This is a genomic window from Streptomyces sp. NPDC031064 (assembly GCF_055570965.1).
Window position 1 is genome coordinate 829,086 of record NZ_JBVIGF010000003.1, and the last position, 20,023, is coordinate 849,108.

The 20,023-nt window shown below is 72.3% G+C and carries 16 protein-coding genes; 7 read left to right on the forward strand and 9 right to left on the reverse strand.

The window, feature by feature from the left end; all coding sequences use genetic code 11:
* Window positions 1-4: 4 nt before the first annotated feature.
* From ACZ46W_RS14810 to ACZ46W_RS14820, 3 genes are read right to left on the reverse strand one after another with little or no spacing between them, the layout of a single operon-like run.
* Window positions 5-943 carry a carbohydrate ABC transporter permease gene (locus ACZ46W_RS14810; protein ID WP_468336696.1) on the reverse strand — a complete coding sequence of 313 codons (939 nt, stop codon included), beginning with the start codon at window positions 941-943 and terminating at the stop codon, window positions 5-7.
* Entirely contained in the window at window positions 940-1,842 is a 903-nt protein-coding gene (locus tag ACZ46W_RS14815) for a carbohydrate ABC transporter permease (protein ID WP_468336699.1), read from the reverse strand. The genes ACZ46W_RS14810 and ACZ46W_RS14815 overlap by 4 nt, the downstream gene beginning before the upstream one ends.
* Window positions 1,839-3,167: an ABC transporter substrate-binding protein gene (locus ACZ46W_RS14820; protein WP_468336702.1), complete on the reverse strand. Its 1,329-nt coding sequence runs from the start codon at window positions 3,165-3,167 to the stop codon at window positions 1,839-1,841. Before ACZ46W_RS14820 ends, ACZ46W_RS14815 begins: the two co-directional genes overlap by 4 nt.
* 221 nt (window positions 3,168-3,388) lie before the next feature.
* Between ACZ46W_RS14820 and ACZ46W_RS14825 the strand changes: the two genes are divergently transcribed.
* Both ACZ46W_RS14825 and ACZ46W_RS14830 read left to right on the forward strand, forming a co-directional pair.
* Window positions 3,389-5,410 (forward strand): beta-galactosidase, encoded by a 2,022-nt coding sequence (locus ACZ46W_RS14825; RefSeq protein ID WP_468336705.1) that lies wholly within the window; start codon window positions 3,389-3,391, stop codon window positions 5,408-5,410.
* A gap of 44 nt (window positions 5,411-5,454) precedes the next feature.
* A complete protein-coding gene (locus ACZ46W_RS14830; RefSeq protein ID WP_468336708.1) occupies window positions 5,455-7,002 on the forward strand; it encodes a glycoside hydrolase family 53 protein in 1,548 nt (515 codons plus the stop codon).
* A 74-nt stretch (window positions 7,003-7,076) separates the two neighbouring features.
* Here ACZ46W_RS14830 and thpD read toward each other — a convergent pair whose 3' ends face one another.
* The 4 genes from thpD to ectA are packed head-to-tail and all read right to left on the reverse strand — an operon-like array spanning window position 7,077 to window position 10,267.
* Window positions 7,077-7,961: an ectoine hydroxylase gene (gene thpD, locus ACZ46W_RS14835; RefSeq protein WP_468336711.1), complete on the reverse strand. Its 885-nt coding sequence runs from the start codon at window positions 7,959-7,961 to the stop codon at window positions 7,077-7,079.
* 3 nt (window positions 7,962-7,964) lie between these two features.
* The gene (locus ACZ46W_RS14840) at window positions 7,965-8,363 is read right to left on the reverse strand and encodes an ectoine synthase (RefSeq protein WP_468336713.1); all 399 of its coding nucleotides are present in this window, start codon (window positions 8,361-8,363) and stop codon (window positions 7,965-7,967) included.
* Between the two features lie 32 nt (window positions 8,364-8,395).
* Window positions 8,396-9,664 (reverse strand): diaminobutyrate--2-oxoglutarate transaminase, encoded by a 1,269-nt coding sequence (ectB, locus tag ACZ46W_RS14845; protein ID WP_468336715.1) that lies wholly within the window; start codon window positions 9,662-9,664, stop codon window positions 8,396-8,398.
* Window positions 9,665-9,721: 57 nt separating this feature from the next.
* On the reverse strand, window positions 9,722-10,267 hold the full coding sequence (gene ectA, locus ACZ46W_RS14850) for a diaminobutyrate acetyltransferase (protein WP_468336718.1): 546 nt from the start codon (window positions 10,265-10,267) through the stop codon (window positions 9,722-9,724).
* A 476-nt stretch (window positions 10,268-10,743) separates the two neighbouring features.
* On the opposite strand from ectA, the gene ACZ46W_RS14855 reads away from it, so the two are divergent.
* Window positions 10,744-11,856 (forward strand): LysR family transcriptional regulator, encoded by a 1,113-nt coding sequence (locus tag ACZ46W_RS14855; RefSeq protein ID WP_468336721.1) that lies wholly within the window; start codon window positions 10,744-10,746, stop codon window positions 11,854-11,856.
* 124 nt (window positions 11,857-11,980) lie between these two features.
* Here ACZ46W_RS14855 and ACZ46W_RS14860 read toward each other — a convergent pair whose 3' ends face one another.
* Entirely contained in the window at window positions 11,981-13,084 is a 1,104-nt protein-coding gene (locus ACZ46W_RS14860) for a pyridoxal-phosphate-dependent aminotransferase family protein (RefSeq protein WP_468336724.1), read from the reverse strand.
* Window positions 13,085-13,159: 75 nt separating this feature from the next.
* On the opposite strand from ACZ46W_RS14860, the gene ACZ46W_RS14865 reads away from it, so the two are divergent.
* Complete coding sequence (locus ACZ46W_RS14865) at window positions 13,160-14,245, forward strand: amidohydrolase family protein (RefSeq protein WP_468336727.1); 1,086 nt, start codon at window positions 13,160-13,162, stop codon at window positions 14,243-14,245.
* 11 nt (window positions 14,246-14,256) lie between these two features.
* Here ACZ46W_RS14865 and ACZ46W_RS14870 read toward each other — a convergent pair whose 3' ends face one another.
* Window positions 14,257-16,314 (reverse strand): penicillin acylase family protein, encoded by a 2,058-nt coding sequence (locus ACZ46W_RS14870; protein WP_468336730.1) that lies wholly within the window; start codon window positions 16,312-16,314, stop codon window positions 14,257-14,259.
* 343 nt (window positions 16,315-16,657) lie between these two features.
* Between ACZ46W_RS14870 and ACZ46W_RS14875 the strand changes: the two genes are divergently transcribed.
* From ACZ46W_RS14875 to ACZ46W_RS14885, 3 genes are all read left to right on the forward strand, one after another.
* Window positions 16,658-17,629 carry an SCO1860 family LAETG-anchored protein gene (locus ACZ46W_RS14875; protein ID WP_468336733.1) on the forward strand — a complete coding sequence of 324 codons (972 nt, stop codon included), beginning with the start codon at window positions 16,658-16,660 and terminating at the stop codon, window positions 17,627-17,629.
* A 148-nt stretch (window positions 17,630-17,777) separates the two neighbouring features.
* Entirely contained in the window at window positions 17,778-18,152 is a 375-nt protein-coding gene (locus ACZ46W_RS14880) for a hypothetical protein (RefSeq protein ID WP_468336736.1), read from the forward strand.
* 14 nt (window positions 18,153-18,166) lie between these two features.
* The gene (locus ACZ46W_RS14885; protein WP_468336739.1) at window positions 18,167-20,017 is read left to right on the forward strand and encodes a caspase family protein; all 1,851 of its coding nucleotides are present in this window, start codon (window positions 18,167-18,169) and stop codon (window positions 20,015-20,017) included.
* Window positions 20,018-20,023 lie beyond the last annotated feature (6 nt).

The following is a 20,023-nucleotide window of genomic DNA, read 5'->3' on the forward strand; positions in this document are numbered from 1 at the left end:
ACGGTCAGGACTTTACGGCCCCGGACAGCAGGTCCAGGCTCCAGAACCGCTGGATGACCAGGAAGAGGGCGATGAGCGGGACGACCGCCAGCATGGCACCGGTGATCACCAGCGTGTAGAGCGCCGGGGTCGCGGAGCCCTGCGCGAGCAGGGTGTAGAGCCCCACCGTCATCGGGAACTTCTCGTCGTCGCCGAGCATGATGTAGGGCAGCAGGAAGTTGTTCCAGATCGCCACGAACTGGAAGAGGAAGATCGTGACGAGTCCCGGCGACATCATCGGGACCGCGATCCGCAGGAAGATCCGCCACTCGCCCGCCCCGTCCATCCGGCCCGCCTCGACCAGCTCCATGGGGATGGCGGCCTCGGCGTATATCCGGCCGAGGTAGACGCCGTACGGGGACAGGACCAGCGGCAGCAGCACCGACAGGTACGTGTCCGCCATGCCGGCCTTCGCCAGCAGCAGGTACTGCGGGACGGCGAGGATCACCGGCGGCATCAGCACACCCGCGAGCAGGACGTTGAACACGGCCTCGCGGCCCCGGAACCGGTAGACCGCAAGCGCGTAGCCCGAGACCGCCGACACGGCCGTGGACAGCACGGCGCCGCCCCCGGCGTAGAACGCCGAGTTGGCCATCCACCGCCAGTAGATCCCGTCACGGTACGCGCCGAGGCCGGCCACGTTGTCGGTGAGGCCGCTGCCCGGCAGGAACGTGAACGTGGAGAACAGCTCGGTACCGGACTTGGTGGAGGCCACCAGCACCCAGGCGACCGGCAGCAGGCAGTACAGCGCGCCGAGCAGCAGGGCCGCCGTGGGCAGCAGGGCGATCCGGCGCGGACCGCGGGGCCCGACGGGCGGCCCCTGGGCGGTGCCCGGGGTGGTGCCGGCGGCCGGGGCGGCCTTGCGCGTCCCGGGACGCGCCCGGGCAGCGGTGAGGTCGGTCATCGGGTGGCTCCCCGCTTCCTTCCGGCGGCCCTCAGCAGGCCGAACGACAGCAGATACGTCGCCACCGCGAGGACGACGGCGGTAGCCGAGGCCGCGTACACGTTCCCGCCCACGAAGGCGTCGTTGTAGACCTTCATCAGCGGGCTCCAGGTGGTCGGGATGCCGTTGGTCAGCGGGCGCAGGGTGGTCGGCTCGCTGAAGACCTGGAGCGTCGCGATGACCGAGAAGAAGAAGGTCAGCACGAGCGACGGCGCCACCATCGGGACCTTGATCCGCAGCGCGATCTGGAGCGGGGTGGCGCCGTCCAGCCTCGCGGCCTCGTACACCTCGGCCGGGATGGACCGCAGCGACGTGTAGATCACGATCATGTTGAAGCCGGTCCCGCCCCACACGGCGATGTTCGACAGCGCCAGGAACAGCGGCCCGCCGTCCAGCAGATCGGGCCGGGGCAGCCCGAGCGCGTCGAGCGCGTAATGGAACGGGCTGACGTCCGGCAGGTACAGGAAGCCCCACAGCATCGCGGCGACGACACCGGGGACGGCGTACGGGAGGAAGATCGCGAGCCGTGAGAAGGCCTTCGCGCGCACCCGCTCGGTGTCCAGCAGCAGCGCGAACAGCAGCGCCAGGCCCAGCATCACGGGCACGACGATCGCGCCGTACCCGAGGATGCGCAGCGCGCCCCGGCCCAGCTCGGAGTCGGTGAGCGCGGCCGTGTAGTTCGCCAGGCCGGCCCAGACCTCCTCACGGGCGCCCTTGCCGAGACCGAGGCCCTGGACCTCGATCCGGTGCAGGCTCAGCCAGATCGCGTAGCCGATGGGCAGGGCGAAGAACAGGCCGAAGAGGACGGTGGCCGGGAGGAGGAAGACGTAGGGGGCGCCGCGTACGTGCTTGCGTCTCACGGGGCCACCTCGAAGCCCTGCTTCTCCAGGTCGGCGACCGTGGCGTCCCGCATCGCGGTGAGGGCCGTGCCGAAGCCCGACTTGGCCTTGGCGGCCTTGCCGAACTCGTCCTTGAACGCGGTGTAGGCGACGTTGACGTTCGGGCCCCAGGCGGCGGGCGCGGTGGTCCTGGCTATCTCGGCGGCCCGGGTGTAGAAGTCCGGCTGGTTGGCGAAGAACGCGGGCGGGGAGGCGAGCGCGCCGCCGGTCTGGGCGGCGGTGGCGGCCGGGTAGACGCCGCTCTCCTTCACCAGCGCGGCCAGCGCCTCGGGGTCGGTGTTCAGCCAGGTGGCGAACTTCACCGCGGCCGCCTTGTGCCGGGAGTCGGTGGTGACGGCGGTGGTGGAACCGCCCCAGCTCCCGGTGGCGTTCGCGCCCTTGGTCCACTGGGGGAGCGGGGCCATGGCCCACTTGCCCCTGGTGTCGGGCGCGGCGGTGGTGAGTGTGCCGGGCGCCCAGACCGCGCTGACCCAGGCGATCTGCTTGCCGGTGTTGAGCGCCTTGTTCCAGGCCGGGGTGTACATCGGCTGGTTGTCGATGACGCCCTCCGCGACCAGGTCGCCCCAGAAGCCGGCGACCTTCCGGGTGGGAGCGTCGTCGATGCCGACCTTCCACTTGTCGCCCTCGGTGGTCCACCACGTGGCGCCGGCCTGCTGGGCGAGCCCGGCGAACAGCCCGGAGTCGTTGGCGGAGAAGGTCGTCAGCGCCCTGTCCGGGGCCTTCTTCTTCAGCGCGCGGGCGGTGGCGGCGAACTCGTCCCACGTGGTGGGGACCTTCAGCCCGTAACTCCGGAACAGGTCGGCCCGGTAGTAGAACATCATCGGCCCGGAGTCCTGGGGCAGCGCGTAGACCGCGTCGGTGCCGAGCGTGACCTGCTGCCAGACGCCGGGGGCGAACGCCTTCTCGGCGTCGCCGGCCTCCTCGGAGATGTCGGCGAGCGCGTCATTGCTGACCAGGGTCGGCAGCGCCTGGTACTCGGCCTGGACGAGGTCGGGCGCCTGGTGTGCCTTGGCCGCGGTGATGATCTTCGTGACCAGGTCGTCGCCGGACGCCTGCTTCTTCACGGTGACGGTGATGCCTGCTTCTTTGCCGTGCTTCTCGTTCCACAGGGCGGCCACCTTGTCCATGCCCGGTGCCCACGCCCAGTAGGTGAGCGAGACGGGGCCGGAGGCGGCGTCGTCGCGCTCGCCCTCGCCGGAGGACCCGCACCCGGTGAGGGCGGTCGCGGCGAGGACGGCGGCGATGGCGGAAAGGCGGCGGCGAGGCGCGTGCGGCGCGTGCGGCATGGGGGCTTCTCCCTGACCGAGGGGGCGGCCTCCCTCGTCGTGGGAGGCCTGCCATGCTTCTGTGAGCGTTCACAGTAGAGAAACTTCCCAGACACTTGTCAATGGTTGTTGCTGTGCGGTTATGTTGCGTTCCAGCGGCGCCCATGTGTGTGAACGTTCCCACTTGATCGAAACGCTGTGGGCCCGTCCCGAGGAAGCCCGAGGAATCAGGAGAAACCCCCATGCCGGAGACCACTCCCAGAGGCCTGGACCGGCTCGCCTACGGCGGGGACTACAACCCCGAACAGTGGCCGGAAAGCGTCTGGCAGGAGGACGTACGGCTGATGCGCGAGGCCGGCGTCACCATGGTCAGCGTCGGCATCTTCTCCTGGGCCCGGCTCGAACCCGAGCCGGGCGCCTATGACTTCGGCTGGCTCGACCGGCTCCTCGACCTGCTGCACGAGCACGGCATCCGCGCCGACCTCGGCACCCCCACCGTCGTCCCGCCCGCCTGGTTCTACCGCGCCCACCCCGAGGCGCTGCCCGTCACCCGCGAGGGGATGCGGTACTCCTTCGGCTCGCGCGGCGCCATCTGCCACAGCTCAGCCGCGTACCGCGCCGCCGCCGCGAACATCACCGAACAGCTCGCCCGCCGCTACGGCACACACCCCGCCCTCGCCCTGTGGCACGTCCACAACGAGTACGGCGTCCCCGTCAGCGCCTGCTACTGCGATACGTGCGCCGCTCACTTCCGCCGCTGGCTCGACGCCCGGTACGGCTCCGTCGACGCGGTCAACGAGGCCTGGGGGACCGCCTTCTGGGGCCAGCACTACACCTCGTACGACCAGATCGACCCGCCCCGCGCCACGCCCGGCGTGGTCAACCCGGCCCAGGCCCTCGACCACCGCCGCTTCGCCGACGCCACCATGCGCGAGAACTTCCGGATGGAGCGGGACATCCTGCACCGCCTCGCGCCCGGCGTGCCGGTCACCACCAACTTCATGACCGCGCTCAGCCAGTGCGACAGCGTCGACTACTGGGCCTGGGGCCGCGAGGTCGACCTCGTCACCAACGACCACTACCTGATCACCGACGGCCGCCGCACCCACGTCAACCTCGCCATGGCCGCCGACCTCACCCGCTCCGTCGCCGGCGGCGCCCCTTGGCTGCTGCTGGAGCACTCCACCAGCGGCGTCAACTGGCAGCCCCGCAACCCCGCCAAGCGCCCCGGCGAGATGGCCCGCAACTCCCTCGCCCACGTCGCACGCGGCTCCGAGGGCGCCATGTTCTTCCAGTGGCGCCAGTCCCGGCGCGGCGCCGAGAAGTTCCACTCCGCGATGGTGCCGCACGCCGGAACCGACTCACGCGTCTGGCGCGAGGTCGTCGCACTCGGCGCCGACCTCGGCTCCCTCGCCCAACTGCGCGGTACGCGCACGGTCGCCGACGCCGCCATGGTGTGGGACTGGCACTCCTGGTGGGCGCAGAGCCTGGAGTACCGCCCCAGCGTGGACCACGACGCCCGCGAACGCGCCGACAGTTGCTACGAGACGCTCTACGACCGGCACCTGACCGTCGACTTCGTCCACCCCGAGGCCGACCTGTCCGCCCACCCCCTGGTCGTCGTGCCCGCCCTCTACCTCGCCACCGAGGCGGCGGGACGCAACCTCCACGCCTACGTCGAGAACGGCGGCACCCTCGTCGTGTCGTACTTCTCCGGCATCGTCGACGAGCACGACGCCGTCCACCCCGGCCCCCACCCCGGCGTGCTGCGGGACGTCCTCGGCCTCACCGTCGAGGAGTGGTCGCCACTGGGCGAGGGCGAGACGGTACGGATCACCGAGCGGGCCGGGGAGGGGACGCTGACCGGCGACGTGTGGACCGAGTTCGTGGTCCCGCGCGGCGCCGAGACCGTGTGGACGTACGCCGACGGCCCCGCCGCCGGCCGCCCCGCCGTCACCCGCCACCGCCTGGGCGAGGGCACCGCCTGGTACGTCTCCACCCGCCTCGCCCCGCCCGCCCTGGACGCGGTCATCGGCGCGGCCTGCGAGGACGCCGGCATCGCGCCGCGCACCGGACTGCCCCGGGACGTCGAGGTGGTGCGCCGCACCGGCGAGAGCGGCAGCTACCTGTTCGTCCTCAACCACACGGCGCTCGACGCCAAGGTGCCGCTGGATGCCCCCGGCACCGAACTCCTCAGCGGCGAGCCCGTCGCCGGGCACCTCGCCGTCCCGGCGGGTGCCGTCCGCGTCGTCCGGCTCGCGTGACCCACCCGCAAGGCACCGCACGCACATCGTCGAAGGGACACGACATGTACGGCACCAACACAGTGGCCGCGGCCGCCGTCACCGCCGCCGGGCTGCTCCTCGCGGGGCTGCCCGCGACCACGGCCACGGCGGCGGCCACGCTCACCAACCCGGGTTTCGAGAGCGGGACCGCAGGCTGGTCCACCTACTCGGCCACCGGCCACCACAGCGCCTCGTTCACCGAGGCCGGCGGGGCGAGCGGCGGCACCCGGCTCTCCCACTGGGCGTCCGGCGCCTACAAGGTGGAGACCTACCAGTACCTGTCCGGCCTCGCCGACGGGACGTACACGCTGAGCGCCCGCGTCCGCTCCAGCGGCGGACAGAACGCCGCGTACATCGCGCTGCGCAACTGCGGCAGCGCGGAACAGCGCACCGACCTGCCGCCCACCGCGAACGGCGCCTGGATCAGGATCGTCACCTCCGTGAAGGTGACCGGCGGACAGTGCACGGTCAGCTTCAACTCCGACGCCCACGCGGGGGAGTGGGCCAACTTCGACGACGTCACCCTCACGCCCGGCACCACCGGCCTCGCCATCAAGGGCGGCGACCTGTCGACGCTCCCCAAGAACGAGGCCCACGGAGCCGGCTACCGGTACGCGAACGGGACGAGCGGCGACGCGATGACCGTCCTCAAGTCCGCCGGCATGAACCACGTCCGCCTGAAGGTGTGGGTGAACCCCGCCGACGGCTACAACAACAAGGCGAAGGTCCTCGCCATGGCCAAGCGCGCCAAGGCCCAGGGCATGAAGGTCCTGGTGGACTTCCACTACTCGGACACCTGGGCCGACCCGGGCAAGCAGTACAAGCCCGCGGCCTGGTCCTCGCACACGTACGAGCAGTTGAGGAAGGACGTGTACGACCACACGTACGACGTCCTCGGCGCGCTCAAGGCGCAGGGCACGACGGCCGACATGGTCCAGATCGGCAACGAGCTGAACGGCGGCATGCTCTGGGAGGAGGGCCGCACCTCCCACTGGGCGCAGCTCGCCGGGCTGCTGACGTCCGGCGCGAACGCGGCCAAGGCCGTGTCACCGGCCACCCGGGTCGCCCTGCACCTGGCGAAGGGCGGCGACAACGCGGGCACCCGCTGGTGGTTCGACCAGGCCGTCGCGTACAAGGTGCCCTTCGACGTCATCGCCCTGTCGTACTACGGCTACTGGCACGGTCCGCTCTCCGGACTCCAGGCCAACCTGGACGACGTCGCCGCCCGGTACGGCAAGCCGGTGCTGGTCGCGGAGACGGCGTACGCGCACACGCTCGCCAATGACGACTTCCTGGAGAACAACGTCGCCACCGCCGGCAGCCTCGCCCCGGGCTACCCGGCGACCCCGGCGGGCCAGGCCGCGAACCTGCGGGACGTGATGAACGTCGTCGAGGCCGTGCCGAACGGCCGTGGCCTGGGCGTCGTCTACTGGGAGCCCGCCTGGACGGCCGTCACCGGCAGCGGCTGGGACCCGGCCGACCCGGCGTCCGGCAACGCCTGGGAGAACCAGGCCCTGTTCGACTACGACGGCAGGCTGCTGCCGGCGGCGAACTGGTTCCGGCACCGCTGACGGCACCGGAACGGAGGGGCGGGACCGCACCCCGGTCCCGCCCCTCCGCGTGTACGCCCCTGCCCGCGGTGGCCTTACCGCACGGGCGTGAAGTCCCGCGCCCCGATGAACTCCGGCCGCCGGACCGGGGCCGCGAACGGCTCCACCGCGGCGTTCTCCACGCTGTTGAACACGATGAAGACATTGCTGCGCGGGTACGGGGTGATGTTGTCGCCCGAGCCGTGCATGGCGTTGCAGTCGAACCAGGTCGCCGAGCCCGCCTTGCCGGTGAACAGCCGGATGCCGTGCGCGTCGGCGAACTTCGTCAGCGCCTCGTCCGACGGCGTGCCCGCGTCCTGCATCTGGAGCGACTTCTTGTAGTTGTCCTTCGGCGTCTCGCCCGCGCAGCCCAGGAACGTCCGGTGCGACCCCGGCATGATCATCAGGCCGCCGTTGGTGTCCAGGTTCTCCGTGAGGGCGATCGACACGGACACCGTCCGCATCCGCGGCAGCCCGTCCTCCGCGTGCCAGGTCTCGAAGTCCGAGTGCCAGTAGAAGCCCGAGGCACCGAAGCCCGGCTTCACGTTGATCCGCGACTGGTGGACGTACACGTCCGAGCCGAGGATCTCGCGCGCCCGGCCCACCACGCGCTCGTCGCGGACCAGCCGCGCGAACACCTCGCTGATCTTGTGGACCTCGAAGACCGACCGTACGTCCTGGGACTTCGGCTCGACGATCGAGCGCTCGTCGGCACGGATCACCGGGTCGCTGACCAGCCGGTCGAGCTCGGCGCGGTAGACCGCGACCTCGTCCTCCGTGATCAGCCGGTCGACGGCGAGGAAGCCGTCACGCTCGAAGGACTCCAGCTCCGGCGACGACACCGGCCCCCAGACGACCGGGTCCTGGCGGGGAGTGACGACCTCGGAGGCGCCTCGGGTGGGGTACAGGTCCTGCACAGCGGTGGTCGTGGTCGTCGTCATGGTTCAGCCCTCCTCGGTCAGCAGCGGGTAGACACCGTTCTCGTCGTGGTCCTCCCGTCCGGTCACGGGAGGGTTGAAGACGCACACGCACCGGAAGTCCGTCTTCGGGCGCAGGGTGTGGCGCTCATGGCCGTCGAGCAGGTACATCGTGCCCGGCTCGATCCAGTGCGTCTCGCCCGTCTCGTCGTCGGTCAGCTCGGCCTCGCCCTCGACGCACAGCACGGCCTCGACGTGGTTGGCGTACCACATCGACGTCTCGGTGCCCGCGTACAGCACGGTCTCGTGCAGGGAGAAGCCGACCTTCTCCTTGGCGAGCACGATGCGCTTGGACTCCCAGGTGCCGGAGGCCGCCTTGACATGGCGCTCGGTGTTCTCGATGTCCTTCAACGATCGGACGATCACGGTGGTGCAACTTCCTTTCGTACGGGAGGGATTCAGGCCGTTTCGCGGACCGCGCGGGCCAGCGTCCGCAGTCCCTCGTCCAGCTCGTCGGGCGTGACGGTCAGCGGCGGCAGCAGCTTGACGACCTCGCTCTGCGGGCCCGAGGTCTCCAGCAGCAGCCCCAGCTCGAAGGCGCGCGCACACACCGCCGCGGCGCGGGACTTGTCGGTGAACTCCATGCCCCACACCAGGCCGCGGCCACGGAAGTGGGCGCCGTAGGCGGAGTTCTCGTCGCAGATCGCCAGCAGCGCCTGCTCGACCTGCTCGCCGCGCGCGATGGTCTGCTTCTCCATCTGGCCGTCGGCCCAGTAGGTGTCCAGCGCGGCGGTGGCGGTGACGAAGGCCGGGTTGTTGCCGCGGAAGGTGCCGTTGTGCTCACCCGGGCCCCAGACGTCGAGCTCCGGCGTGAACAGGCACAGCGACATCGGCAGGCCGTACCCGCTGATGGACTTCGACAGGGTGACGATGTCCGGGGTGATGCCCGCCTCCTCGAAGGAGAAGAAGGCACCGGTGCGGCCACAGCCCATCTGGATGTCGTCGACGATCAGCAGCATGTCCTGGCGGTCGCACAGCTCGCGCAGCGCGCGCAGCCACTCGGGCCGGGCGACGTTGATGCCGCCCTCGCCCTGCACCGTCTCCACGATCACGGCGGCCGGCTTGTTGAGGCCGGAGCCCTGGTCCTCCAGCAGCCGCTCGAACCACAGGAAGTCCGGGACCTGGCCGTCGAGGTAGTTGTCGAACGGCATCGGCGTGCCGTGCACCAGCGGGATACCGGCCCCGGCGCGCTTGAACGCGTTGCCGGTGACGGCGAGCGAGCCGAGCGACATGCCGTGGAAGGCGTTGGTGAACGACACGATCGACTCGCGCCCCTTCACCTTGCGGGCCAGCTTCAGCGCCGCCTCCACGGCGTTGGTGCCGGTCGGGCCGGGGAACATCACCTTGTACGGGAGGTCGCGCGGCCGGAGGATCACGTTCTGGAAGGACTCCAGGAACGCGCGCTTGGCGGTCGTGGCCATGTCGAGGCCGTGGGTGATGCCGTCACGCTCGATGTAGTCGAGCAGGGCGCGTTTCAGTACCGGGTTGTTGTGGCCGTAGTTGAGCGAGCCGGCGCCGGCGAAGAAGTCGAGGTAGGAGTGTCCGTCCTCGTCGGTGAGGCGTGCGCCCTGGGCGCGGTCGAACACCGCGGGCCAACCGCGGCAGTAGCTGCGCACCTCCGACTCCAGGGTCTCGAAGACACTCAGGGCGGGCGGGGTGATGGTCACAGCGGTTCGTCTCCTCGGTGGGGGTGTCTCAGGCGTCTCGGGCGACGTCCGGGGGTTTCAGGCGATCGGGCTGATCCGGTAGAGCACCTCGGGCTCGTGCGTCCCCTCGGGGAAGAGCCCCCCGTCGAAGAGGACCTCACGCTCCAGGGACGCCCCACGGCGCTCCGCGTACGAGGTGAAGAGCCGGTCGGACGCCGTGTTGTCCGGGGTGATGGTGGTCTCCACGGTGTGGACGCCCTGTCCGGCCACGCGCGCGGTCAGCGCGTCCAGCAGCACACCGGCCAGGCCCTGGCCCCGGTGCGCGCGGTCCACGGCGACCTGCCAGACCACGAGGGTCTGCGGGCGCTGCGGCCTGATGTACCCCGTGACGAAGGCGATCGGCTCGCCGTCGGCGCCGCGCGCCACCAGGGAGGTGGCGGCGAAGTCGCGGCACCACAGCAAATAGCTGTACGAGGAGTTGAGGTCCAGGACCTCGGAGTCGCGGGCAATGCGCCAGATCGCGGCTCCGTCCTCCACTCGGGGGGTGTCGATACCGATGGCCGGTGCGGCCGGTCGGGGGAATTCGTTTCGGGCACGTGCAAGGTCTGCTTGTGCGGCGGTCATGCGGATTGAACTTACCCAGCAATTTCTGAAATTGCATCGGGGTGAGGGGTTGGGTGAGCGTCTGACCTGTGTTATCGCGCGGGCGCGAGCTCAAGGGCCGGTCGCTCGCCGATCGCCGCTTTTTGCCCGTATATTTCCCGGCAAAACGGGCGCGATGTGGAGTCCGTCACACCGGAGTAACGGGCTTGACATGTGCCCGAATTGCCCGTCGAGTCCTTATGAAATCTTTGCGTTTAGGGTCGGGGAAACCGGGCAGAAGAATGCGGGCAACTGTCCGCGACAATGTAGTGCCAGGAATTCCCCGAAGTATTCACCCGATGCCATTCCGGTGACAATCCGCCGTCGCCGCCACCGCCGCCACCGCCGCCACCGCCGTCCTCGGCTCGGCCCCGCCGTTGAGCCGTCCGCACCCCCCGCACGTATCGGTGCGTACGCGCGACGCGAAGAAGCGGGAAGAAGACGGGACAGGGAAGCGGTTGACCGGCACAGAGATCATCAACGGCGATGGGTGGGGGCCAGGAGTGGAGCTGCGTGAGCTGGAGAACTTCGTCGCGGTCGCCGAGGAACTGGGCTTCGTACGGGCCGCCGAGCGGCTGCGCACCGTCCCGGCGTCGGTGAGCCGGCGCATCGCCCGGCTGGAAGGGGAGCTGGGGCTGCGCCTGTTCGACCGCTCGCCCACGCACGGCGTGCGCCTCACCGCGGCCGGTGAGCGGCTGCTGCCCGAGGCCCGCGCCGCGCTCGCCGCGGCCGCGCGGGTCCGGGACACCGCCGCCGGGATCACCGCCGGGACGGAGGGACTCGTACGGCTCGGCACCAGCCGGGCCTTCGCCGACCGTGTGTACCGCGCCCTCGACGCGCTGGCCGCCCGCCGCCCCGGGCTGCGCGTACGGCTGGAGCGGGCGCCCCAGGAGGCCCGCCTCGCGGCCGTGCGCTCCGGAACGTTCGACGCCGCCCTCGTACGCACCGTGCGGCGGGCCGACGGCGTGGCCCTGCACCGGCTGTGGGACGAGCCGCTGATCGCCGCGCTGCCCGCCTCCCACGCGCTCGCCCTCGGCCTCGCGGACGGCGAGTCGCCGAGCCTCGACCGGCTCGCCCGCCTGCCGCTGCGGCTCGTCCCGCGCGCCGCCGACCCGGCCTTCCACGACCTGGTCACGGCCGCCCTGCCGGACTGGACGGCCGGTCCGCCGTTCACCACGCTCCAGGACACGCTCACCGAGCTCGCCGCGCACCCCGAGCCGTCCTGGACGCTGTTCCACCCGGTGGGCCCCCTGCCGCCGACACCCCGGATCGCCTTCCGCCCCCTACCGGCCCTCACGGCCCCGGTCTCCCTCGCCGTCCCGGCGGAACGACCGCTCAGCCCACCGGTCCAGGCCCTGCTGGAAGCCCTGGCGACGACGAGCGCCACGGCACCACGCACGGCCGGCGGCCCGGCCGTCCCAGCGGGCGGCGCGGCACCACGCACGGCCGGCGGACCGGCCACGGGGACGATCGGCGGCCCGGCCACGGGGACGATCGGCGACCAGACCGCCGGGACAGCGGGCGGCCCGGCCGCCGGGGCCGCCGCGCCGGTGACGTCCACGCTGCGGTGACGGTCAGGGGCCGTCGCGGGGTCGTGAGCGGGGCCGCCGGGGCGGTTACCGCCGGTGGCGTCCACGCTGCGGTGACCGCGCGGGGTGCGGCCCACCCGGCCTCGTGAGCGGGCCGTCCGGGCCGTCAGCTCCAGGCCGCGGTGACCGCACGGCGTGCGGCGTCCAGGTTCGGGGTCGTGCCGGTCAGCGCGCCCAGGGCGGTGCCGAGGGCGGCCAGGGAGGAGGCGACCACGTCCTGGGTGGCGCCCGGCCCGTAGTGGTTCACCCGGACCATCTCCTTGGCCAGCGCCCCGCCGCCCGCCGCCAGCGGGAGGGCGGGGTCCGCCGCCAGGGCCCCGGCCACCAGCTCGGCGGCGTCCACGCCGGGCGGGGTGCGCAGCGTCGTCGCGACCGGGGCGGCGTCCTTCGCCTCGTGCACGTACGGCTCCAGACCGCCACCGAGGGCGAGCGCGCCCGCGCGGGTGGCCGCGGCGGCCGAGGCGTGGCGGCCCATCAGCGCGTCCAGGCCCTCCGCCTCGATGCGCTCCAGGCACGCCTCCAGCGCCAGCATCTCCAACTGCGCGGGCGCGTGCGGCAGGGCCGTACGCCCCCGGTCGATCCAGCGCTCCTTCCAGTCCAGCAGGGACAGGTACGAGCGGCGCGGCGCCGCCGGGTTGGCGGCGAACCGCTCCCACGCGCGCGTGCTGACCGACACCGCCGAAACACCCGCCGGGCCGCCCATCGCCTTCTGCGCGCCGATGATGCACAGGTCGACGCCCCAGGCGTCGGGCAGCACCGGCTCGGCGCCGACCGAGGCCACCGCGTCCAGGTAGAACAGCGCGCCGTGCGCCCGTACCACCTCACCGATCTCCGCGACCGGGTTGGTGTTCCCGGTCGCCGCCTCGGCGTGTACCAGGGACACGAAGTCGATCTCCGGGGTCCGCTCCAGCGCCTCGGCGATCTCGTCGGCCGTCACCGCCGTGTGGAACGGCACCTCCAGGTCCACCACCGTCGCGCCGCAGTCCCGCAGCCAGTCGCCGAAGGTCTGCCCGTACGGCCCGGTGATCACGTTCAGCGCGGTCGACCCGGGCCGGGCCCCGCTGCGGATGCAGCCCTCCAGCGGCAGCAACGCCTCTCCCTGCGTGATCAGCACGTCCTGCTCGGTGGCCAGCAGCGCGGCCACGCGCCGCTCGATGGCCGCGAAGCGGTCGGCGGTCAGCGGGGGCAGGTCGAGGAGGGGGTGCGTCACGGGAGCTCGCTTCCACTGTGTTCACGTACGGGACTGCTACGCCGAGCGTACTTCCGCCCCCGTAGAGTGCTGGACATGAGCGTGGTGCTGCATGTGACGGGGCGGGTGCTGGCCGGCCCGGAGGACGTACGCGACGAACTGTGGGTGGTCGACGGGCGGATCACCTACGACCGGCCGTCCGCCGCGCGCGACGTCAGGACGGTCTCGGGCTGGGCGCTGCCCGGCCTGGTCGACGCGCACTGCCACGTGGGGCTCGACGCCCACGGGGCCGTGGACGAGGCCACCAGCGAGAAGCAGGCGGTCACCGACCGGGACGCGGGCACGCTGCTGATCCGGGACGCCGGATCCCCGGCGGACACCCGCTGGATCGATGACCGGGACGACCTGCCGAAGATCATCCGCGCGGGCCGGCACATCGCGCGCACCCGCCGCTACATCCGCAACTACGCCCACGAGATCGAGCCCGCCGACCTCGTCGCGTACGTCGCCCGGGAGGCCCGGCGCGGCGACGGCTGGGTCAAGCTGGTCGGCGACTGGCTCGACCGGGGGACCGGCGACCTGGGCGCCTGCTGGCCGCGTGCCGAGGTCGAGGCGGCCATCGCGGAGGCGCACCGGCTCGGCGCGCGCGTCACCGCCCACTGCTTCGCCGAGGAGTCGCTGCGCGACCTGGTCGAGGCGGGCATCGACTGCGTCGAGCACGCCACGGGCCTCACCGAGGAGACCATCCCGCTGTTCGCCGAGCGCGGCGTCGCCATCGTGCCGACGCTCGTCAACATCGCCACGTTCCCGCGGCTCGCCGCCGGGGGAGAGGCCAAGTTCCCGCGCTGGGCCGACCACATGCGGCGGCTCCACGAGCGCCGGTACGACACCGTGCGCGCCGCGTACGACGCGGGCGTCCCCGTCTTCGTCGGCACCGACGCGGGCGGCTCCCTGGCGCACGGCCTGGTCGCCGCCGAGGTCGCCGAGCTCGTCACGGCCGGCATCCCGCCGCTGGAGGCCCTGTCGGCCACGACCTGGGGCGCCCGCGCGTGGCTCGGTCGCCCCGCCCTGGACGAGGGCGCCCCGGCCGACCTGGTCGTCTACGACGAGGACCCGCGCGCGGACGTCCGCGCGCTGGCGGCGCCGCGGCGGGTGATCCTCAACGGCCGGGTCGTCGACTGACGCGTCATCGGTCAGCGGTGGTCGTGCCGCTCCTCGATGAGCCGGTCCCAGTCGGTGACGACGGGCGCGAGGTCGCCCCGTAGCCACAGCGGCAGTTGGTCGCGCGCGTGCGGGTCGCCGGGGACGCCCGAGGCGCCCAAGGGCACCACCCAGAGGCTGTCCTCGCGCCGGGCCAGGTCCCAGACGTAACGGGCGGCCGGGCCGCGCGCGCTGTGGTCGGTGAGGCCCGGGACGCTGGAGGTGGACAGGACGCAGTCGTGGTCGCCGTCCAGACCGGGCCACTCGTCGGTGCCGTCGGTCAGCGCGGGCAGCGCGGCCCAGGGCGCGAGCCGGTGCGTGGCGCCCCATGGCTCGGTGGGGGGAGCGGCGGCCACCTCCTCCAGGGCGGCGCGGACCGCCGCCAGCCGGTCGGCCTCGGGCACCGGTCCGCCCGCCAGCAGGGTCCCCAGGGCGTACGCGACGCGCGGGACCAGGGCCAGCCACGGCTGGAAGAGCGCGGGGTACGCGGGCGGTTCGGCCAGCACGGCGAGCGCCGGGTGCTCGGCGAGGCGGCGCACGACCGCCCCGCGTACGGCCGCGAAGAGCGCCGCGTCCGTGCTCCCGGCCGCCATGCGGCGGTTCCAGCACAGCAGCCGGTCGCGCACCTCCCGCGCCTCCAGCCCCAGGTCGGGCAGGGCGGCGAGCAGCGAGAGCAGCGGGCGGGCCGAGGCCAGGTGGGTGTCCGTGTGGATGGCGGCCATCTCCGGCGCGGTCCAGCTCTTGGAGGCGTCCAGCAGCCTGGCGATCCGCTGCGCCCGGTGCGGTGCCGCGAACTCGACGCCGAGCGGGGTGGCGAGTCCGCGCGCGTTCGCCATCACCGCGACGCCGTCGACCGGTTCGCGGGGCATCGGGTCATGGGCGCCGTGCCACTCGTGGCCGGGCTCCCAGGCCGGGACGGTGCGCAGCCGGTTGGCGCGCCCGCGCCGCGGGACGTGCCCGGCGACCCGGTGGAGGGTGCCGCCCTCGGTATCGGCGGCCTGGACGACGTTGACGGGCTCCACCCAGCGGTCGAACGCGCGGTCCACGTCGGCGACGGTGCGGGCGGCGAGCAGCGCGGGCAGGGCGGCGAAGCCCAGTTCGCCGGTCACGCGCGGCGGGTAACGGAGGCTGATCACCTCGTCCGGCCCGTCGATGATCACCGGTCCGCGCTCGGTCTCGACCACCTCGATCTCGACCGGGTCGGCGCCCTTGACCTCGACGGTCTCGGTGTGGACGTGGGCGGGCGCCCAGCCGTCCGGGCCAAGCGCCGTCACCTCGCCGTCCCCGGTGCGCCGCAGCCGCTCCCGGTACAGGTCCTGGTAGTCGGCCATGGCGTTGGTGATCGCCCAGGCGACCGTGCCGGTGTGCCCGAAGTGCGCCAGGCCGGGTACGCCCGGGACGGCGAGCCCGACGACGTCGTAGTCGGGGCAGGCCAGCCGGATCTGCTGGTAGACGCCGGGCGCCTCGATGATCCGGTGCGGGTCGCCCGCGATGAGCGCCGCCCCGGTGGCGGTGCGGTCGCCGGTCACCAGCCAGCCGTTGCTGCCGGAGGCGGCGGGGCCGTCGGTGGCGAACAGCTCGGCGTACTCCTCGCCGAGCCGGCGGGCGACGTGGTCGCGCCACAGCTTGCTGGGGAAACCGGCGAACAGGATGTGCCTCGACAGCCACACGGCCAGCGGCGTCCACGGCTCCCACCGCCCGGGGGCCAGTCCGGTGGCGGCGAACTCGGGCGCGCGGCGGGCGCCGGCCGCGAGCCCGGCGTTGACCCCGTCCGCGTACGCGCGCACCCAGATACGGGTGGGCTCGTCGAGCGCGTCGAAGCAGCGGCGGGCGGTGTCGGCCAGTTGGGCACGGCGGGCGAAGACGTCCCACTCGACGGCCTCGGTGCCCAGGAAGGCGGCCGTGGTGCCCTGGGCGCGGTGCCGTTCGACCTCCAACTGCCAGGCCCGGTCCAGGGCGGTGGTGCGTCCCTGCGCGTGGACGAGTTCCAGCGCGTCGGCGGCGCGGAGATGCGGGATGCCCCAGATGTCCCGGTAGACCTCGATGCTCACTCTTGTCCCGATCTTTTAGTTAGGCTGCCCTAACTAAAGCTCACGGTCGCGCGATAAGCAATCCGCATCCTGTTGACGCCCGTTGACAACCCGTGACGACCCGCTGCCGCTTGTCGTTATCCACTTTTCTTCACTTCATGCAATGGGTGGGATGTGAGCGAACGCCCGTGCCGAAAGATTCGAATATGGGAACGGAAACCCCACTTTGGGGTGAACTCACGTGAGGCGGCCGCCCGTTCACTCTCCGTGCGTAAAGATTCCGGTGTCCCACGTCGCCGCCGCTCATGCGTTCCCCATGGGCCGGGGCCGGCGACGCCATGTCTCCCTGTGGGGGTTCCACATCTTGAACAGCACCACCTCGCGCCCGCCCGCCCGCCGCCTCCCCCTCACCGCCGCGGCGGCCGCGGTGGCGCTCGCCGCCGGACCCGCGCTCCTGGCCGCCGCGCCCGCGGCGCACGCCACCGGAGGAGAGGCCGCGAGCGGGGAAGCCGGGCGCGCGAGCGCCGTCGTCCTGCGCACCGACCTGGACGTGTCCCTGCTGAACAAGTCCGTGCACGTGCCGCTCAAGGCCACGCTCAACGAGGTCCAGGCGCCCGAGAGCGCCGCGAAGACCGCGCTCACCGTCACCCTGGACGGCGTCGAGCAGGGCAGGCCGGTCAGCGTCCTCCGGGCCGACGTCGCCACCGCGCGGGCGACCGCCGACGCGCGCCGTGCGGAGGGGCACACCGAGCTCGCCCACGCGCAACTGCACGTCCCCGGGCTGCCGCTGCTGTCGCTGATCGAGGTCGAGAAGGTCACCTCCCGCGCGGTCTGCGAGGCCGGCGAGCGGCCCGTCGCCGAGGCGAACCTGCTGGGCCGCGTCACCGTCCTCGGCAAGCGGGTCACGCTCACGGCGGGCGGCCCGACGAAGGTCGACGTGCCCGGCGTCGGCGAGGTGACGCTCGGCCTGTCGAAGACGCACACCACCTCCCGTACCGCCGCCGCCACCGCCCTGACCCTCACGGTGTCGGTGAACCCGCTCAAGGCGAACGTCGCGGACGTCACCGGCACAATCACCCTCGCCGGGGCCACCTGCGAGTCGCCCGAGGCACCGCCGAAGACGGCCCCCCGGCCGGCGGACGCCAAGCCCGCCGATGCCGGGCCCGCCGGCGTACGGCCCCAGACGGCCGCCGAGCCGAGAGAGGCCAACCTCGCCGAGACCGGCGGGAGTTCGCTCACGTCCTACCTCGCGGGCGGCTCCCTCGCCCTCCTCGCCGCCGGTGCCGGTGCCCTGACCTTCACACGCCGCGCCCGCGCGGCCCGGCCACGCGGCTGACGCGGCGGTGCACGGCGTTCCCGGGGGGAGAGGGGGGACGCCGTGCGCCATTTCCGCGATTCTTGCGGCGCTGCCGAGAAACGCACACACTGGATTCGAGGGACACCCGCCCCTGACAGGAAGAAGGGGGCTTCCCGTGGAAAACCAGTTGCAGATTCACCTTTTCGAGGAAGGGACCGATCCCGAACGGATCGACCGGATGACCGGCTACCTCCGCCGTGAACTCCTCGAACTCGACGTCGACAACGTGGAGGCCGTCCCGGCCGAGGAAGTACCGTCCGGCGCACGCGCCTTCGGTGTAATGGAAATCGGTGCGCTGCTGGTCACCCTGGGCCAGTCCGCCACCGCCCTGCGCCAGGTCGCCGGCGTCCTCCACGGTTGGTGGTCCCGGTTCCAGGAATCACGGCCGTCCCTGCGCCTCACGATGGACGGCGACGTACTGGAACTCTCCGAAGCCTCACCGGACCAGGTCGCGGAGGCCCTCGGCGTCTTCATCAAGAAGCACACCCCCGTTGAGGCATAGCCCGAGGCACCGTCATGGACGACTCCCGGCACGCCCTGATCATCGCCAACGACGACTATCAGGAGGGCGGCCTGCAAAGGCTCTCGTCACCCGCCGCGGACGCCGAGGCGCTCGCCGAAGTGCTGGGGAATCCGCGCATCGGCGGCTTCGAAGTGCAGGTCGTCCGGAATCAGCCGTCACATGAAATCCGCATGCGCATCGAGGAATTCTTCGCGGACCGCAAGCGCGACGACACGTTGCTGCTGCATTTTTCCTGCCACGGCCTGAAGAGCGAATCGGGGGAGTTGTATTTCGCGGCCCCCGACACCCGGCCCAAACGCCTCAAGGCCACCGGGATCGCCGCCGAATTCGTCCAGGACTGCATGGCCGACACCCGCGCGCGCACCACCGTCCTGTTCCTGGACTGCTGCTACGGCGGAGCCTTCTCCCCGGGCGCGGTCGCCCGTGCGGCCGGCGACGCCCATGTCCTGGAGAACTTCGCCGGCGACAAGCTCGGCGGCGGCGGACGTGGGTGGGCGGTCATCACCGCTTCCAACGCCATGCAGTACGCCTTCGAGGGCGCCCGGCTCGCCGACGAGGCGAACCCGAAGCCGTCCGTCTTCACCAATGCCGTGGTGTCCGGACTCTCCTCCGGAGAGGCGGACAAGGACGAGGACGGCATGGTGGCCCTCAGGGAGCTGTACGACTACGTCTGCGACCGGGTACGCCGGGAGAACCGGAACCAGACCCCGAGTTGCAAGTCCGACTTGCAGGGCGACCTGTACCTCGCGCGCAGCGACCGGCGGCGGATCGTGCCGGCCCCTCTGCCGGAGCGGCTGCGGGCCGCGCTGACCAGCGAGGAGATGTTCACCCGGCTCGGGGCCGTCACCGAACTGGGCAACTGGATGAGACACACCGACCTGCCCGTCGCCGCGGGCGCCCGCCAGGCCCTGGAGCAGGTCGCCCGCAACGACATCCGCGCCGTGGCGGAGCAGGCGAGCACCGCCCTCGCCGAAGTGCGGATCACCCCCGAGCCGGCGACGGTCCGCTTCGACCCGGTGGACCAGCACGCTGTCCCGCCCACCCGGCACGTGCGCCTGCTCGGCCCGCCGCTCGCCCGCAGTTGCACACCGCGCCCCAAGGACGACCGGCTCCACGCGGTCCCGGCGGGGGACGGGCTGGACGTCACCGTCGACACGGCCACCCCGGGGCGAGTGAGCGACGACATCGTGCTGAAGGGCTTCGTGGGCGAAGCCGTGCTCCACGTCGAGGCGGAGGTACGGGAGCCCAAGACGGTGCCCAAGGACATCCCCCCGCCCGCGCCCGAGCCCCCGGCGCCCGAGCCGCCGCCCCCCGGGCCGCCGACGCCGCCGCCCACGCCCGGGCCGCCCGGACTCCAGCCCGAGCCCTCGCCCCAGCCCAAGCCCAAGCCGCCGCCCTCGCCACGGCCGCCTCAGCCACCTCCGCCCCAACCGCGGCCCCAGCCCTCCCCTCCGGCACAACCGAGCGGCATCAAGACCTTCCGCGCGCCGGCGCTCGCCGCGGCCGCCCTGGGAACGGCCGTCGCCTCGCTGGCCATGGGCATCAAGGCGGCCGTGGAAGCCGCCCGGCTCCAGCAGGCGGGGGAGACCTGGGTCAACATCCAGGCCCACCTCGCCCGGGCGTCGACGCGTGACCTGGTGATCTCCCTGGTCATGGCGCTCGTCGCGCTCATCCTCGTCAGCGTGGCGCGCTATGACCTCCGCTCCTCGCCCGGGCTCTACAGCAAACCGCGAGCGGCCGCCACCAGCCTGCTCGACTGGTCCGCGAAGGTCCTCGCCCTGCCGGTGTTCGTCCTGGCGCTGCTCGGCGTCATCGCCATCCTGATCGCGTCCAACATCAACTGACGCGAC

Excerpts from the sequence above, each read along its gene's own strand:
- ACZ46W_RS14810 (WP_468336696.1), bottom strand. The coding sequence starts at position 943 with ATGACCGACCTCACCGCTGCCCGGGCGCGTCCCGGGACGCGCAAGGCC.
- ACZ46W_RS14820 (WP_468336702.1), bottom strand. The coding sequence starts at position 3,167 with ATGCCGCACGCGCCGCACGCGCCTCGCCGCCGCCTTTCCGCCATCGCC.
- ACZ46W_RS14825 (WP_468336705.1), top strand. The coding sequence starts at position 3,389 with ATGCCGGAGACCACTCCCAGAGGCCTGGACCGGCTCGCCTACGGCGGG.
- ACZ46W_RS14830 (WP_468336708.1), top strand. The coding sequence starts at position 5,455 with ATGTACGGCACCAACACAGTGGCCGCGGCCGCCGTCACCGCCGCCGGG.
- thpD (WP_468336711.1), bottom strand. The coding sequence starts at position 7,961 with ATGACGACGACCACGACCACCGCTGTGCAGGACCTGTACCCCACCCGA.
- ectA (WP_468336718.1), bottom strand. The coding sequence starts at position 10,267 with ATGACCGCCGCACAAGCAGACCTTGCACGTGCCCGAAACGAATTCCCC.
- ACZ46W_RS14865 (WP_468336727.1), top strand. The coding sequence starts at position 13,160 with ATGAGCGTGGTGCTGCATGTGACGGGGCGGGTGCTGGCCGGCCCGGAG.
- ACZ46W_RS14885 (WP_468336739.1), top strand. The coding sequence starts at position 18,167 with ATGGACGACTCCCGGCACGCCCTGATCATCGCCAACGACGACTATCAG.